This window comes from Pseudomonas sp. LBUM1648 (assembly GCF_059716145.1).
This window is the reverse complement of record NZ_CP166808.1, coordinates 1,349,443-1,363,594: the sequence shown is the minus strand read 5'-3', so window position 1 is coordinate 1,363,594 and position 14,152 is coordinate 1,349,443. Positions and strand designations below refer to the sequence as shown.

At 59.4% G+C, this 14,152-nt stretch carries 18 protein-coding genes; all 18 read right to left on the bottom strand.

Annotated features, from left to right (window positions below; all coding sequences use genetic code 11):
* Positions 1-37: 37 nt before the first annotated feature.
* Entirely contained in the window at positions 38-1,054 is a 1,017-nt protein-coding gene (locus tag ACA043_RS06135; protein WP_497658821.1) for a phage late control D family protein, read from the bottom strand.
* Between the two features lie 9 nt (positions 1,055-1,063).
* A complete protein-coding gene (locus ACA043_RS06130) occupies positions 1,064-1,276 on the bottom strand; it encodes a tail protein X (protein WP_187679122.1) in 213 nt (70 codons plus the stop codon).
* Positions 1,269-1,652, bottom strand: coding sequence for a phage tail protein (locus tag ACA043_RS06125; RefSeq protein ID WP_489878306.1), 384 nt, complete (start codon positions 1,650-1,652; stop codon positions 1,269-1,271). The genes ACA043_RS06130 and ACA043_RS06125 overlap by 8 nt, the downstream gene beginning before the upstream one ends.
* Positions 1,649-3,853: a phage tail tape measure protein gene (locus tag ACA043_RS06120; RefSeq protein ID WP_497658820.1), complete on the bottom strand. Its 2,205-nt coding sequence runs from the start codon at positions 3,851-3,853 to the stop codon at positions 1,649-1,651. Before ACA043_RS06120 ends, ACA043_RS06125 begins: the two co-directional genes overlap by 4 nt.
* 129 nt (positions 3,854-3,982) lie before the next feature.
* Entirely contained in the window at positions 3,983-4,564 is a 582-nt protein-coding gene (locus tag ACA043_RS06115; RefSeq protein WP_497658819.1) for a phage tail assembly protein, read from the bottom strand.
* Between the two features lie 160 nt (positions 4,565-4,724).
* A complete protein-coding gene (locus tag ACA043_RS06110; protein ID WP_134825665.1) occupies positions 4,725-5,231 on the bottom strand; it encodes a phage major tail tube protein in 507 nt (168 codons plus the stop codon).
* The gene (locus ACA043_RS06105) at positions 5,231-6,397 is read right to left on the bottom strand and encodes a phage tail sheath protein (protein WP_099758138.1); all 1,167 of its coding nucleotides are present in this window, start codon (positions 6,395-6,397) and stop codon (positions 5,231-5,233) included. Before ACA043_RS06105 ends, ACA043_RS06110 begins: the two co-directional genes overlap by 1 nt.
* Positions 6,398-6,399: 2 nt before the next feature.
* Entirely contained in the window at positions 6,400-6,585 is a 186-nt protein-coding gene (locus ACA043_RS06100; protein ID WP_003222199.1) for a hypothetical protein, read from the bottom strand.
* A gap of 102 nt (positions 6,586-6,687) precedes the next feature.
* Complete coding sequence (locus ACA043_RS06095) at positions 6,688-7,116, bottom strand: phage tail assembly chaperone (protein ID WP_497658818.1); 429 nt, start codon at positions 7,114-7,116, stop codon at positions 6,688-6,690.
* A 15-nt stretch (positions 7,117-7,131) separates the two neighbouring features.
* Positions 7,132-9,564, bottom strand: a complete 2,433-nt coding sequence (locus ACA043_RS06090; protein ID WP_497658817.1) for a phage tail-collar fiber domain-containing protein — start codon at positions 9,562-9,564, stop codon at positions 7,132-7,134.
* Positions 9,565-10,200, bottom strand: a complete 636-nt coding sequence (locus ACA043_RS06085; protein ID WP_187679130.1) for a phage tail protein I — start codon at positions 10,198-10,200, stop codon at positions 9,565-9,567.
* Entirely contained in the window at positions 10,197-11,192 is a 996-nt protein-coding gene (locus tag ACA043_RS06080) for a baseplate J/gp47 family protein (protein WP_497658816.1), read from the bottom strand. Before ACA043_RS06080 ends, ACA043_RS06085 begins: the two co-directional genes overlap by 4 nt.
* Positions 11,189-11,521, bottom strand: coding sequence for a phage baseplate protein (locus ACA043_RS06075; protein ID WP_095188860.1), 333 nt, complete (start codon positions 11,519-11,521; stop codon positions 11,189-11,191). The genes ACA043_RS06080 and ACA043_RS06075 overlap by 4 nt, the downstream gene beginning before the upstream one ends.
* 14 nt (positions 11,522-11,535) lie before the next feature.
* The gene (locus ACA043_RS06070) at positions 11,536-12,144 is read right to left on the bottom strand and encodes a phage baseplate assembly protein V (protein WP_497658815.1); all 609 of its coding nucleotides are present in this window, start codon (positions 12,142-12,144) and stop codon (positions 11,536-11,538) included.
* Between the two features lie 3 nt (positions 12,145-12,147).
* Complete coding sequence (locus ACA043_RS06065) at positions 12,148-12,669, bottom strand: hypothetical protein (RefSeq protein ID WP_187679134.1); 522 nt, start codon at positions 12,667-12,669, stop codon at positions 12,148-12,150.
* A gap of 70 nt (positions 12,670-12,739) precedes the next feature.
* On the bottom strand, positions 12,740-13,078 hold the full coding sequence (locus ACA043_RS06060) for a phage holin family protein (protein ID WP_038357950.1): 339 nt from the start codon (positions 13,076-13,078) through the stop codon (positions 12,740-12,742).
* Between the two features lie 151 nt (positions 13,079-13,229).
* Positions 13,230-13,646, bottom strand: coding sequence for a tail fiber assembly protein (locus ACA043_RS06055; protein WP_489878298.1), 417 nt, complete (start codon positions 13,644-13,646; stop codon positions 13,230-13,232).
* A 180-nt stretch (positions 13,647-13,826) separates the two neighbouring features.
* Positions 13,827-14,081, bottom strand: coding sequence for a hypothetical protein (locus ACA043_RS06050; protein ID WP_497658814.1), 255 nt, complete (start codon positions 14,079-14,081; stop codon positions 13,827-13,829).
* Positions 14,082-14,152: the final 71 nt, after the last annotated feature.

Sequence of the window (14,152 nt, the reverse complement as noted above, 5' to 3'; positions counted from 1 at the left end):
CGCGAGCAGGTCGATCCCACAGGATGTTGTGGAGGGATCAGGCTTTGGGATCGAGGCCGGTTGCCTCAATCAAGCAGCGGTAGCTTTCCTCACGCTTGCCGCTGGCGGTGACTTTTTCGATCGACCAGCGACCGCGCATGAAGTCTGGCCAGGTGTCATCGAGCACCAACAGGCCTTCGGCAGCCAGCAGCGGATCGCCCGGACAGGTGACCCTCAGCTTGTATTTCTGGCGCAGCATCTTGCGCACTTCGGCTTCGCCGATAGCTTTGGCGTCTGCTTCACTGGCCTGTTTCTGGCGAATGACCTTGTAGGGCTCGGAACCGGTTACCACCTCCCGCAGTTTGCCGGCGGCGATGTCCCAGAAGCAGGTCTTGCAACCCTGGTTCTGGGTGCGAGCGGTCTCTTCCAGTGTGGCGCTGATGAAGGCGTGATCACCCGGTCGATTGTTACTGGTCACCGACAGCCTGACGTCCGGTATCACCTGGCCCGACAGGTTTTTGAGCTGCGCAGGTTTCGCCAATACGTAGAGGTCGTTGTACGGTTTGGCCACCGCGTCGTACTTGAGCGCCAGTCGCGTGATGAAGCTCATGTCGGTTTCGTTCGACTGATCAACATGAGCGATCCGGATCAGCGCCAGTTCGGGATCGACGCGCGGCGAAAAACCGTGCGGCGAGACCAACTGGCGAAACAGTGCGCCAAGGGTTGTGGGGCCATGACTGGCCGTGCGCCGTTCCTTGAATCGGGTCTCATCCTTGCCGCTAAAAGGCGCTGCGGTAGCGACCAGCGTCAAGCGCAACGGGAACAGCGTCGGGGTCAGTCGAGTCACCTTGAACTGGCCCTTTTCGACCAGCCCGGACTCCAGATAGCCAACCCGCAGGCCGATTGTTCCGCCCAGAGTCGGCAAGCCTTCGAGGCCTTCCAGGTCGATCACCAATGTCAGTTGATCGGACTCCATCCCGGCAGCATCAATGTGCTCCCAACTGATCAGACGCTGGTTCAGCAAGGCGTGGTTGGCGCCGTAGATTTCGATCGCCGGTGTAAATCCCTGTGCCATGCAACCTCCTTAGTCCCAAGCCAGAACCGGCTTGATTGCGGCCGGTTTGCTGTCGAGCTCCGGCAGCGTCACCCAGATGCCCGCCGGCAAAACGGGGCCGTGTTCGGCCAGGGTCGAATTGAGTGTCCACAACGCGGCTTCGGCCTGATCGTCTGAACGACCCGATTCGCGGTAGAGCAGCAGATTCACCGAATCACCGGCCACGCTTCGAACCTTACGCATTGTTGAACTCCGCTAATTCGAGTACCCACTTGATCACCATCGCGGTGCCGTCATCGATGACCTCGCTCTGGTTTTCCTGAACGCTGCTGATCCGCCACAAACCCCAGTTGCGACCGATGCCGTCGATCAACGGCAGCGGTGCTCTCAAGGCTTGCAGCGCACGCAGCTCATCGAGCCGCTCCATGGCCACGGCGTACATCGCTGTGCCGCCGATGGTCAGGGTTTCGGGCTTCTGTCCGGTCTGATGGGATTTGGGTTTACTGGTGAGAATTGGCAGTTCCGTCCAGCCACCGTCGGACTTTCGCGCCAGCGTGCTATAGGCGAAATTACGCGACAGGCCGAAGATGAAACTGCCCAGCGCCATTTGTTGTTTCATGTACCGGCTCCGTCAGTCAGGGCTGCATCACGACGCGTCCCGAGTGGGTTACCGCCCATCAGCAGCGGCATGAATTGGCCATGGAATTGACCGGAAATCTGTTGCTCGATAATCGAATGAATCTGTTGGGCAGTGTCGGGGGCAGGACAGGTGACCTGGATCGTCGGAGAGAAGGAAACCTGCTGATTTTGCGTCTGTGCGCCAGCCAGGTCTTTGGCGACTTCGGCCGGCGGGGCGAGTTTGTCCGGCGCGGTAGTCATCAGTTTCTCCCCCAAAAAACCTCCCCCTTCAAAGCCCAGCCATCCCCCGATCAGTCCACCAATGACACTCCCAAGTGCCATGCCCGGCGCCAGCCCGGGACTTCCCAGGGTCGCGCCCATCGAGCTACCGGTAAGCGCGCCGGCCCACGCACCACCGGCGGCGCCGAGGCCTTTGCCAATCTGTTGTTTGTCACCGCTGGCAACACCTTCGGCGACCATGGAGGCCCCCATCAGCGCCTTCATCGGCCCGGGCATTGCACGCGACACCGGCTGTATCGAGGCAACCAAAGGCTCCAGCCTCGGAGCAGCAGACCTTGCAGTCTGTTCCAGTATCTTCAAACCGTTGCCGGCATTTGCTGTCCGGCTGGCAAGAGCAGCGCCCTGCGTTTCAGCCACGCCGGTCACTGCAGCTGCTGCGGATGGGGCGAGCCCTGAACGACCGGGGAGCCGACTGGCAGCTTTATCCACGATCCCTTTGCCAACCCGATCTTTCAGCTCCCCAACAACTGCATCGAGCACGAAATCGAACACCGGTTTGATCCAGGCTGCCGCCGTCAGAGCCACTCCCGTGGTTTTCGGATAGGTTTCGGCCAGTTCGCTCAGTTGGTCTACCGAATGACTCTCACCCGGCGTTTCGATATCGGGCGCCAGCGCATTGCCTTTGGCGACCGACAAGCGCTCCTCACGGGCATTTTTTATGTTCAACTGCCCCTGCTGGGTATTGGCAAGGGCCATCGCGGACTCTCTGACCGAGCCTTTTTCCTTGAGCTTCGATGTCGCGTACAGGCTCTTGTCGCTCACCTGCAAGAAGGCATCATTCACCTTGCTCAAGTCCCCGGACAACGAGAGCGCCGCACTGCCACTGTCCGCAAACAATGTCCGGGACAACGTCGAGCGCTCTTCCGGTGATTTGTTATTCAGAGCCGCAAGTACCGAGATAACGGCGCCTTTCTGCAAGCCCTTGTGCTCGGGATCGCGCATGGCTTGCGCGACTGCCTTGGGATCCAGGCCTAATTGATTCCAAGCAGCCTTTTCAGCCCCGGACGCTTGATCGCCCTTGGCCAACGCATCGGAAATGTTCTTCAGTGCGCTACCGGCATCGTCTTTCTTCAGGCCGCTGTTCAACAGCGCCGCCGACAACGCCGCCGCTTGTTCGGGTTGAAAGCCTGCGCCGACGGCAGCTTCACCCGACTGCTGCAAGACAGAACCGATAGCCCCTGCCTGGACATCTCCGGGCATTTTGCCGAGATGATTGGCCGCATCCGCCAAATCAAGGGCTTGATCGCGCGAAAGCTTCATCGAGGTGCGCCAGACCTTCAACATTTCGCCGGCTTCCAGCCCCGTAACCTTGAATGCCGATGCAGTGATGGCCGCATCGCTGGCAAACGTCAGCAATTCGCGTTTCTTGCCCTCGTCGTTTACCGCTTCGCTGCCGACTCCCGCCTTGGCTGCCAGGGTTTCAATCTTGACCAGCTCGACCCCGGTAGTGCCTCCGGCAGCCACCAAGGTGGCACTGGCCATTTTCAGGCTCGTGAGTGCCATGTCTTTCCCGTCGTCGCGGGAAAGCTGCGCCACACTCGCAAGAGTGGCCGCAGCCGAATCCATGGCAATCGCTGCCTTGCGCGTCTCGGGAAGCTCAGCTCCCGTGGAAGATTTTTCCGGTGTTTTCTGCCCACCGGATGACTCACTCTTCGCTTCGGCACTCGCTGCCTGTGGCAACGCACGCAATGCGGACAGAGTCACGCTCAATGCATCGATTGCCGTCGTCAGCAGCACGATTCTTCCGCTGGCCGTCAGCAATGCCTGGCGCAGCCCGCTGATCTGCTCCACGGCAAGCCGCCCCGCACCTGCGTTCAGCGCGGCAACGCTCAGGGTGATACTGCCAAATCCTGCGCCGGCGCTGTCACCGACATTCATGGGCGAAAATTTGCTCTCTGCCATTGCCGCTCTACTCCTGTTTCACGCCAAGGCGAGTGATCGCTATGTCGTAGCGGCGCAACGCCTTTTCGGCGTCCCATTCCAGAATCTCCGCCTCACTTACCGGGTAAATGAGCGGGACGATATCGAGGATTACTTCGATGTCGCGTTCCGAAAGTAGGCCGCCGGCTGGTTTAAAAAATCGTCTATGCGCACCTGTAGCTGAGTCCAGTCAGGGACGGTCAAGTGGGCCAGATCCGGGATCATCAGACCGGTGCAATGGGCGGTGATGAACTCGGCGCGTTCCTTGGCCGTTTTCAGTTTCTTCATCACTTTGGTGGCGCGCAATGCCGGCATTTCCAGCGACAGCGAAGTCACGGTGCGGCCGGTTACGGCGAGCGGTTGCAGCAGTTGCACCTCATCCGGATCGTCGGTTTTTTCCGCGTCTTCGACCTGGTCGCTGAAGTACGACGCCGGCCGGGTCGACATCTCGTGTACGTACTGGGCAATGCTCACGTAGTCCGGGCGTTTGAGCTGGTCTAGCTCTTTGATCGACAGCCCGGTGGCGAGCAGCGCCAGCTCGAAGAACTGATCGTCTTCGTCATCGCCAGCGCGTTCCAGCGCTTCTTTTTGCGCGGCGTAGAACAGCGGTTTGAGTTGGATCTGCTCGATCTGCGCGCCGTCATCGCCGGTGATTGGCGACAGCAGGTCATGCTTGGGTGGCATCCACGACATGAATGAATTCCTTGGTGATTCTTGAGGGGGTGTGCAGTCCCTTGTAGGAGCCGGCTTGCCCGCGATGAGGTCGGCACATCCAACATCAATGTTGAATGATCCACCGCCATCGCGGGCAAGCCCGCTCCCACAGGTTTTTGTGATTGCCTTTAGCCGTGGGTTACGGCATCAGCACCGCACGACGGGCATCACCGAGGATGTCGACGCCGTTGAGCACGAACTTCTGGGTGCGCACGTCGATGTCGATCACCGGTACGCCGTTTTCCAGGCGGTTGTAGGTGCGGCAGGACAGCTCAAGGTTGGTCTTGGGTTTTTCGCCCATCTTCACCGCGGTTTCCTCAAGGGATTTCAGCTTGCCGCCGACGGTGTGGTAGGTGAACCAAGTGTTGCCGTCCTGATCCTGACCGGCCTCACGCACGTTCAGCAGGATGTCGTCGCCCAGCTTCACGCCCAGTGCGAGCATGACTTCTGTGCCCATGCCTTGCAGGGTCAACTTGGCGTTGAGCGCTTTGCCGCCCTTGACCATTTCTTCAACAATGAAGCGGCCGCCACGCATCTCTTCCACATCGAATTCGATCTTCGGCGGAGTAAATTCTTCTACTGTCGCCGACAGCGGCAGGCCTTGCAGGGTGGCCGCGATGGCCTGGCGATTGCGGTTGGTAAACATTAGAGAACGTCCTCCAGGAACTGCTCGATGATTTCATCGCGGGCGTTGAGTTGATAAACCATGTGTTCGTTCGGCGCGTAGCGGCCGTAGTCGATGACCACGTACCAGGTGCCGTTCTTGTACTTCTCGACGCTGTTGAGTTCCGGGTGCAGATAGACGCTGCCGCCAGGAATGGTTTCGTCGGCGACCAGGGTTTGCAGCCAGTCGTTGATGCGCTTGACCTCTTGATCCATGAACGACTTGGTGAGGTTCTTGGCCATGGCTTTCTGGCCGGCCTTGACCAGCTTGCGGCTGATCGCATCTTCGAGGCCGACATAGCTGATGAACTTGCCGGTAATCGAGCGGTTACCCAGCAGCGAGAAGCCGCCGAGCACGGTGCGGGCGTAGTAGCTGACGCCGTAACGGTTGAGCAGATCGCCTTCGGTGGAGGTGTCGAGGATGTTGTATTCCACGACGCGGGAAACGTCTTCGGCGTAGGTCACCTGGTTGCCCGGGCTCTCCCACTGCTTGACCTTGGCCAGCGCGGCAATCGCCAGGCTGGACGGTGCAATGAAGACGTTTTTCTTCGCCGCTTTCGAGTACACGGCCGGCATGTTGTGCACCACCAGGCAACGGTCGAAACCGAGATCGGCGCCGCCCAGTTCCTGGCTGTACAAGACTTGGTCAGCGACCGAGGCGTCCTTGCCATCCAGCACCACACGAGCCTTGATGCGCTTGCCGAACGAGGCGAACTCGCTGGCCACCGCTTTGGTGCCGGTGAAGCCCGGCGCGCCGATGATGGTCAGGTCTTCCGGGACACTGCCCAGTGCCGCCAGACCGAGCTTGCGGCCAGTCGCCGGCTCGACGCCGCCGATCACTGCGTTGACGGTGTCGGCCGGGGTCGCGCCCGCTTCGACAATCACCACATACACCGGCACCTTGACCACTTTGAGGATCTGGTAAACCGCGTGATACAGGGTGCCCTCTTCCGAACCGGTCGGATCGAGCAGCGCGTGGGTGGTGAAGCTGTTGATGCGGAACGGGGCGTTACGCGGAATCAGCGGATCAGCCTTCGGCGCGGTGCCGACCAGACCGATGACGTTGTCACCCAGGCCACCCATGGCCTCGGGGGATTCAGTGGCATTGACGGTAATGCCGTTGTGCTCGAAGTTCAAAACCTCAGCCATGTTCAGTCAGCCTTCTTGGCAGCGGCCTTTTTGGCCTGGGTGGTAGGTGTTTTCAGTTCCAGTCGACCGGCGGTGTGCAGGGCACTGGCCTCGACGTCGAGCAGATCAAGGTCTTGACCGACGCTCGACCAGTGCCCACCGCCGGTGGGGAATGGGACGAGCACGGTGTAGGTTTGGCGGGTTGCCATTTTTCGTTTCTCCATAAACGGGAAAGCCCCTCGTGGGGAGGGGCTTGGCGGGTGTTAGGTGTTTTTTGGGCGGATAAGAAAACGCCCCGGGGTTCGGGGCGTTCAACGTACTTGCAAAGTGATCCAATCAGGTTGTTCTGGCCGAGCCTGCTCATTCGGAAATTGCTCTGACTGTGGCCAATCGCGCAAGTCCTTCAGATAAGCCAGCAACGCCTGATATTGATCGATGGTCAGTGTTGTATCGCTGGACATTTCGAGTTCATCGCGATGACGCTCACGTAACCACTTCACGTTTTGAATCTTGCTGTCACGCCAAATGCGCTCCCGATCAGCCTTGGATTCAAGGTCCAGTTCAGGCTCCCTCAGGACAGGCCTTCCATGTTCATCTGCACCGATCACCAGCGATTGCGCTTCTCCAGCTAAAAGCTCAGAGCGTAGCTGTGTGGTGATTTCCACAACATCGTCAGGCATTGCAACGTGAACGGCATCGTCGTAAAAGCCACCGGTCGAGGCGGCATAAAAAAGTGACATGAATAATTCTCCCTGTTACCAGCCGATGGAAATCCAAGGACCATTCGGTTGACCATTGCTGCCGATGGCAGAAACAGTGAACTTCGTAAGACCGCCGTACATGACACATAGGGTGGAAGTGATCGTGGTAGAGCCCGCCGAGGAACTGTTGCCGACCAGCGTCATGATTTCGGCAGTCGGGTAGGCTATCGGATAGGTGACGCTGACTTGTGCTCCTGCCGCAATCGCATTGATCGTCCCCCACTGGACGATCACACCACCCAACCAGCTCGGCAGCATGAGGTAACCAGCTCGCTCCTTGGACATAGAAAAGCCCCACCGCAACTTCTTCGGCGTGACAATGGTTTTGTCATCCACGCCGGCATCGGTCTGTGCCTGAGAGGCCAGTTTTGCCGTGCCTTGATTGGGTTCAGTCGCTTGTTGTGCGAGAGCGGTCAGCGCAGTGATGTCAATGTTTCCCTGATTGACCGGTGCGTTCCAGGCTTTGATGCACCACATGACGGCGAGGTTGCGGGGACGGGTTTCCGTTGCGTTGCCAAAGTTGTAGGTTCTCACGCTACCTATAGACAACTCAGCGTTGTCGCCCCCGAACGTAGACCGTAGAACCCAATCTGCGGCCGTATCCTTCAGCACAACGGATGGGGTTTCTCCATTGGGATCAACTGCCTGCCCACCTCCCGAGCCTGTTGGAAGGTAATGACTATGTGCCTTGAGCGTGTCCGCCTGATAGCTTCCGGAAGCTCGTCCAGCATCCACGCCTCGCCCATGATCCCAACCACGTAAAAACTCACCGCGCGACTCCGGCAAACGGAAGTTACCAGCGCCTTCGTTACCCTTGTTGTAAGTGACGCCAAGATAGGCGGCCAGATCCGGATAAGTCGCAATGCTCTGCACACTGCCATCCAGCTCAAGATAGCCTGGAGCAACGATGCCGGTCGGGAATGCCAGAACAGCTCCCACCGGAACGGCGGACTTGAGTCGTTCGACTTCCTTAGCCAGTGCGGCTACGTCGATGGTTCCCTGATTGACCGGAGCGTTCCAGGCTTTGATGCACCACATGACGGCGATGTTGCGAGGTCGTGCCTCCGCTCCACCAGAACTATTGAAGCCTGCCGCGAAGTTGCTCATCACTGCGGTATTGCCGTTGTCTACCACGACAGCACTCGGATTACTGCCGGAGGCATTGGCGAACGCCTGCATGCGTGTGACCGTATGGGCATGCGACTTGTTGTCGTCGGCCTGCCAGCTGCCGAGACCACGGCCGGAATCCACACCCCGCCCATGATCCCAACCACGCAAGAACTCCCCACGCGCCTCAGGCAAACGGAAATTCCCGACACCCTCATCCCCCTTGTTGAACTTGCCGCCCAGATAAGCGCTCAAGTCCGGGTAAGTCGCACTGCTTTTGACGCTGTTATCCAGTTCCAGAAAGCCCGGCGGTGGTGCATCAACCGGGAACGCGACAATCGAACCCACCGGCAACGCCGACGCCTTGGCAATCAACGCTTCAACTTCAGCCTTGGTGTACGAATCCTTGATGCCAAACCCGGCCAGCGTCTCAGGGTTCGCACCCGCCGTCGCGCGGCCATATTCATCAACGGTCAGACTCTTGTAAGTCCCGGCAGTAATCCCTGTGCGCCCCGCCAACATCTTGAACGTCAGTGCAGTAGCACCGAGGGTGATCGGCGCATTGGTGGTCAGGTGCCACAGCGAATCGCCGTTCGCCGTGCCCTCCTCCACCATCACCGTCAGCCCCGGAGTGACCTTGGCGCTGCTGTTGGCATCGCTCGCCCGCACCCAGTCTCCGTTGGCAACAATCCACAGGCCGTTGTCCTTGGCCAAGGTCTGATTCGCCAGCAGCACGCGGTCACCAGCAATCACTGCCACACCGTCAATCTGCTGCGCACCGCTCAACACGATGTTGCTGGATGCTGCAACACGCACCGACTGCTTGCCATCCAGTTTGCCGAGTTCTTCGGCGAGGTAACTCATGACCCACGCACGGGTAGCCTTGACCACCGTGTCATCAATCAACAACGTCACCAGCGACGCATTGCTGGTCTCGAAAATCGAGCGAATGTAGAACTCTTTACCCGAACCCGACGTCGCCAAAACCGGTTTGAACGACTCCGGGTATTTGACGATGGCATAGAGAACGCCAGTGTCAGTCCACAGCCCAGCCTCACGCACATACCAACCGCCAACATCCGGCGGAATGGTGACTTCGGCGAGCAGCCAGCTCGGATTCTTCTCGTCCTGGAAGAGTGCATTGAGCGGCCCGCGCCAGACTTCGCGTTTCAGCGCAGTGGCGGTCGCGGCCGGGTTGTAGACGGAGCCGCCGCCGTCGCCGACGGAAATCTGCGTCAACTTGATCGGCACGCCCGCGGCCTTGCACGCCGTTTCGTAGGCAATCCCTGCGTTGGTGAGCAGGGTGTAATAGTCAGCCATTCAGGCCCCCTGAGGATAAATAGTGGATGTTTCGACGGTGTACATGCCTGCGGCCATGAACGCCTCTCCCGAGGTTTCGAGCCCTTCGATGAACACCGGATAAACCGTGGTCAGTTCGCCGCAGAAGGTCGCTGCGCCGATGTAATGGCTGCCGAATGCGCTCAACCCGACCGAGACCGACAGCACATCCCGTTCGCTTTTGGCATCGGCCAGGCGTCGGTCGAGACGGGCGTCGATTTCTTCGCTGTAGGGTTGTTCGCTGAAGGCGCGTACGGAAAAGCTGTATGGCGCGCCGGGCGGCGTCTGTTCGTACCAGGCACGGATTTCCGGGCGCAGTTGCAAACCTTTGGCGGCGTTTTCCAGTGCCTTGCGAGTGCCGGCCTGACGCGCAGTCGGCCAGGCGAGTTCGACGGTCAGGCGTTTTTCCGTTTCAGGCGCGGCGGTGCTCCATTCGGCGACGCCGCGATCCGCTGCGAGATACGGCAGAAATGCGACCGGCGTTTCGCTTGGATTCATCAGCTCGGGGAACGGTGGCGCGATGCGATCAAGCAATGCGCCGAAGCCCAAATCCAATCCTCGCTCCAGCGCCGAACTGTTGGCCGGCAGCAGCGTCGGGCGTTGAGTTTTTTCACTCATAGCGTCAGCACCTCGACCTCGACCGCCGTGCAGTACGGCGCTTGAAACGCGGTGGTCACGATTGGTGCCAGCGGTTCCAGAATCTGCAGTTGCACGGCTCCGGCGCTGTGCAGCGTGTAGTCGATCCAGCTCGGATCCACCCGCCCTTCGAGGCGATGGCAACTGTCTGCGTAAGCCTGCAATTGTTGCTGCGCAGCGACTTGGGTCAGGCCCGAATCGGGGCCGGAATTGATCTTGGCGACGACGCGAATTCTGTAGCGCTGGATCTCGGCAGCCTTGACGGTGACGAGGTCAGTTTCCGGTCGCACATCCGGTCGGGCGAAGTGCTGGCGAACGCCTTCAAGCAATGCCTGCGAAGGTGTGCCGTCACCATCCCGCGCAAGTACCGTTACCTGCACTTCACCCGGTGCGGTGCGGCGTCCATTGCCGTCCTTGACCTGGGCAGCGAGGCCATCCGGGTTGAAGGTGTAAGTGACATTCACCACACCGGCATCGTTGGATTCGACTTTCACCGTCGGCCGTTCGCCGAGGGTGAACACCTCGCGGCGATACTGCATCCGCGACCCCGCCGCCGGTGCATGGGGCGCCAGGTAATAACGCAACCGGGCGTCGTCGTCGCTCTCGTAAATCGCCGGCACCGGCGGGAAGGCGGCGGGATCACCCGGATCGAGCAACTGCCGTTCCAGGCCCATGTCCGCCAGCCTCGCATCGAGGTTGCTGCCGGTGGCCCACCACGCCAGCATCTGCTTGATGCGGGCGTTGTATTTACGTTCATGGGTTTGCAGCCGAACGCAGAAGGCTTCAAGCGCCAGGGTCAGCAGTTCGCTTTCGTTTTCCAGGCTGGTCTTGAGTTTCGCTGCGCTGTCCGGCGAGCGGGCGCCGACGTATTCGATAACGAAGCTTTTGAACTCGGCGAGCAGGTCTTCGAAGGCGTCGACGGCGATCAGCGCGGGTTCGGCCAATTGGTTCTGGCCGGGGATCAACATGCTCATGTCACGACCTCGAAGGTTTGTTGACGGTTTTTCCAGGTGCCGGCGAAACGCAGCAGCAGACCGGCGCCCTGACGGCTGGCGACAATCACTTGCGGCTGAAAATCATCGATGCCGTTTTGCTTGTTGTAGAACGCTTGCGCTGCGTGGCTCTGAGCCAGAAGCAAAACGTCGTCGCCGAGGTTCTGCCCGAGCAGCGAGGGGATCAGCGAGCCATACAGGGGCCGTTTTTGCCGGGTGCCCAGCGGCGTGGTCAGAGCCCGGGTCGCGCGCTGCACAAATTGCAGCCAGTCGTCGACCGTGGCCCCGCTGTCTCTATCGATTCCGATCATGGAAGGCTCTTGAATCAGGGGCTGATGACGCGGCCCTGGTGATCGACCAACGGGCCGCTGAAGTGAACGCCCGAAGCGTCGATGGTCAGGCCGACGGCGCCCAGTTGCAGGTTGATGGCCTGCGGGTTCATCGCCAGTCGCGCCGGGCCGATACTCAGCTCCAGCGATTCGCGAGAACCGCTGAACGCTGCCGGACCGTTCTGCCAGTGAAGGGTGTGCGAGGCGTCGTCGTAACCGCTTTCACTGCCGTCCTGATGCACGCGGCGCGTCAGCGTCGGTACGGTCGAAGTCGGCGGAAAGCGATCACTGTTCAAACCGAACAACGCCACCGATTGCGCACCGCTTTCACCGCTGCCGTAGTTGAACAGCAGGCACTGCTCACCCGCTGTCGGAATCCGCGATTCGCTTTGCGCCCCGGCGCTCGGATTGAAGAACTTGATGGACGGCGTGAGCAGTCCACCGTGGCTGACCGTGCAGGTGTTGCTCGCCGCATCGACTGTCTGGCAGACGCCGATGCGACAGTAGCTCTCGGCACGCCGATGCAGGTCTTCGATTTCCGCTTCCATCTCCGCCAGGCGTTCGATGATCGGGCCCAGTTGCATACGCAGTAATGCGTCGAACATCGGTCAGGCCTCCAGCGCGGTGTATTGGTCGGGGTCGTCGATATTGCTGACTTCCCAGGTGCGGGCGAATTTCGGCGTGCCGAGTGGATCGTCGAGCAGTGTCGGGCCGAGGTAGAGGGTCTGGTTGAACGTCAATGTCCAGGCCTTGTATTGCTGATCGGCGCGGATGAGCAGTGACGGCAAGCCATCAATATTCATCGGCAAATCGCATTGATCGCCCGGCAGATTCCAGCGGTTGTCGGTGATCAGGTTTTTCAGCACGGCGATCAGATCGCAGGCGGCAAATGCCGTGGCGGAAAGCGCCGGGATGACTTGCAGCGACAACGTCATGACATGAGCAATTCGCCCATCGGCGGAGCGAACTCCCGACGCATTTCGGTCGAAGTCGATCAGCACCCAGGCCTGATCGCCGGGAGCATTGAAATCATCTTGATTGCCGACACTGAGGGTGAGTCCTGCGGTGTTGCGCAACGTCGTCGCAATGGCTGTGAACAGTTGCGACGGCTGCTGGATCGGTGTGGGCATACATGACCTCCTTTTCAATCGTCCACGCGAAGCCCTGCCGCCAAAATGGCGGCACGGAAAACAGTCAAGGTTAAGGCTGGTCGCGCGGCGGGACTTCGCAGACGCCAATGCGCTTGGCGGCCCAGCGCTCGTAAAGACCTATAGCGACGTCGGCGCCAGCCATTGCGGTCAGGCAACCAAAGGCGCCGGCGGCCCAGATCGACAATCCTGCGGCATACAGCAGCATGATTGCCGAGACGCCGCAGATCATGCAGGCGCCGGAGCGCAGGGCCAGGCGCCGCAGCAATGACCAGCCGCGGGCGCCTTCCTTGTCGGCGCGCCACATTTCGCCGGACACCCCGCCCACTACGGCGAGTAGGATGACCAGCCAGATCGGCATGTCCGCCAACGCTTGTTGCTCGCTTGTCATGTCACGCCTCCTGGGGGTGATTGATGAGTGGTGTGTGTTGGGTTCAATCGTTTTCTCTTGAGGTAGGCATTCCAAAAAGCCCGGCATTCAGCCGGGCTTTTCAGTAATGCGCTCCGGTTCAAGCAGAGAAAGCAAATGCATCAACCCGGATTCAAGGAACTTCAGGCCAGGTGACGGTCAGCGGATAACCCGGCTGTTTGTTGACGTTGCTCATGTCGATGAAAAACTGCTTGTAGGCCAGCAATGCGGCTTCATCGGCTGGCGTAGCCAGACCCAGCTCAACCTTGTACGCCAGCGCACTGGAAGCCAAAGTGTTATTGGCTCGTTCGAGTCGTGGCGTTCTTGCGCTACGCAGTTCGTTAGAAAGCTGCGACGGCTGCCCCCACATATCGCTGTCGGTAAACTTCCAGACACCGTCGGTTTTTACTGCGTTCCAGGAGTAATCAATCTTGGGCAAAGCAGTGACATCTACCCAGACCTGATTGGCGGGAAACTCATCGGTGATCGGGTTATCGGTTTCAAAAATATTGTCGACCTGACCAGCAACTACACGTGCGTACTTTTTCATGCTCATCTTCCTTATTGATTGCCGGCATCCCGGCCTTTCAGTTCCTGCCCGGGTAGGCATTCCAAAAAGCCCGGCAAATCCGCCGGGCTTTTCAGTAATGCGCTCCTTCGCCTTCCTTTAAGTCCTTTAGTCAAAAAAGGAAGCTGACTTTTCGGCGCTACTGGCGCGGTACGAGTCCGTTCAAATTGTTTTTCCGACCGCGGTCCCTGCCCGTCGGATAACTGCTTCTGGTGCTTTACGCTGCACACCCGGGTCAGTTGCCAACCCTCTGAACCGTTGAGGCCGGTTCATCGCTGCCTGTTCTTGTGGAACTAAAGAGCTTTCATTTCCAGCCGCTTTGTCGAGCGGCTTGGTGGCAATAATATGCATGGATGCATATACAGTCAATGCGTAAATGCATTTATTTATGCGGAAGAAATGCACTGGCGCATGCATGCCGCATAAATCGTGGCGTTGAGGGTTTTGCGCAGGCGAAAAAAAACCCGCCGATGGCGGGTTTTATCTGA

Excerpts from the sequence above, each read along its gene's own strand:
- ACA043_RS06135 (WP_497658821.1), bottom strand. The coding sequence starts at position 1,054 with ATGGCACAGGGATTTACACCGGCGATCGAAATCTACGGCGCCAACCAC.
- ACA043_RS06130 (WP_187679122.1), bottom strand. The coding sequence starts at position 1,276 with ATGCGTAAGGTTCGAAGCGTGGCCGGTGATTCGGTGAATCTGCTGCTC.
- ACA043_RS06125 (WP_489878306.1), bottom strand. The coding sequence starts at position 1,652 with ATGAAACAACAAATGGCGCTGGGCAGTTTCATCTTCGGCCTGTCGCGT.
- ACA043_RS06120 (WP_497658820.1), bottom strand. The coding sequence starts at position 3,853 with ATGGCAGAGAGCAAATTTTCGCCCATGAATGTCGGTGACAGCGCCGGC.
- ACA043_RS06115 (WP_497658819.1), bottom strand. The coding sequence starts at position 4,564 with ATGTCGTGGATGCCACCCAAGCATGACCTGCTGTCGCCAATCACCGGC.
- ACA043_RS06110 (WP_134825665.1), bottom strand. The coding sequence starts at position 5,231 with ATGTTTACCAACCGCAATCGCCAGGCCATCGCGGCCACCCTGCAAGGC.
- ACA043_RS06105 (WP_099758138.1), bottom strand. The coding sequence starts at position 6,397 with ATGGCTGAGGTTTTGAACTTCGAGCACAACGGCATTACCGTCAATGCC.
- ACA043_RS06100 (WP_003222199.1), bottom strand. The coding sequence starts at position 6,585 with ATGGCAACCCGCCAAACCTACACCGTGCTCGTCCCATTCCCCACCGGC.
- ACA043_RS06095 (WP_497658818.1), bottom strand. The coding sequence starts at position 7,116 with ATGTCACTTTTTTATGCCGCCTCGACCGGTGGCTTTTACGACGATGCC.
- ACA043_RS06090 (WP_497658817.1), bottom strand. The coding sequence starts at position 9,564 with ATGGCTGACTATTACACCCTGCTCACCAACGCAGGGATTGCCTACGAA.
- ACA043_RS06085 (WP_187679130.1), bottom strand. The coding sequence starts at position 10,200 with ATGAGTGAAAAAACTCAACGCCCGACGCTGCTGCCGGCCAACAGTTCG.
- ACA043_RS06080 (WP_497658816.1), bottom strand. The coding sequence starts at position 11,192 with ATGAGCATGTTGATCCCCGGCCAGAACCAATTGGCCGAACCCGCGCTG.
- ACA043_RS06075 (WP_095188860.1), bottom strand. The coding sequence starts at position 11,521 with ATGATCGGAATCGATAGAGACAGCGGGGCCACGGTCGACGACTGGCTG.
- ACA043_RS06070 (WP_497658815.1), bottom strand. The coding sequence starts at position 12,144 with ATGTTCGACGCATTACTGCGTATGCAACTGGGCCCGATCATCGAACGC.
- ACA043_RS06065 (WP_187679134.1), bottom strand. The coding sequence starts at position 12,669 with ATGCCCACACCGATCCAGCAGCCGTCGCAACTGTTCACAGCCATTGCG.
- ACA043_RS06060 (WP_038357950.1), bottom strand. The coding sequence starts at position 13,078 with ATGACAAGCGAGCAACAAGCGTTGGCGGACATGCCGATCTGGCTGGTC.
- ACA043_RS06055 (WP_489878298.1), bottom strand. The coding sequence starts at position 13,646 with ATGAAAAAGTACGCACGTGTAGTTGCTGGTCAGGTCGACAATATTTTT.
- ACA043_RS06050 (WP_497658814.1), bottom strand. The coding sequence starts at position 14,081 with ATGCATGCGCCAGTGCATTTCTTCCGCATAAATAAATGCATTTACGCA.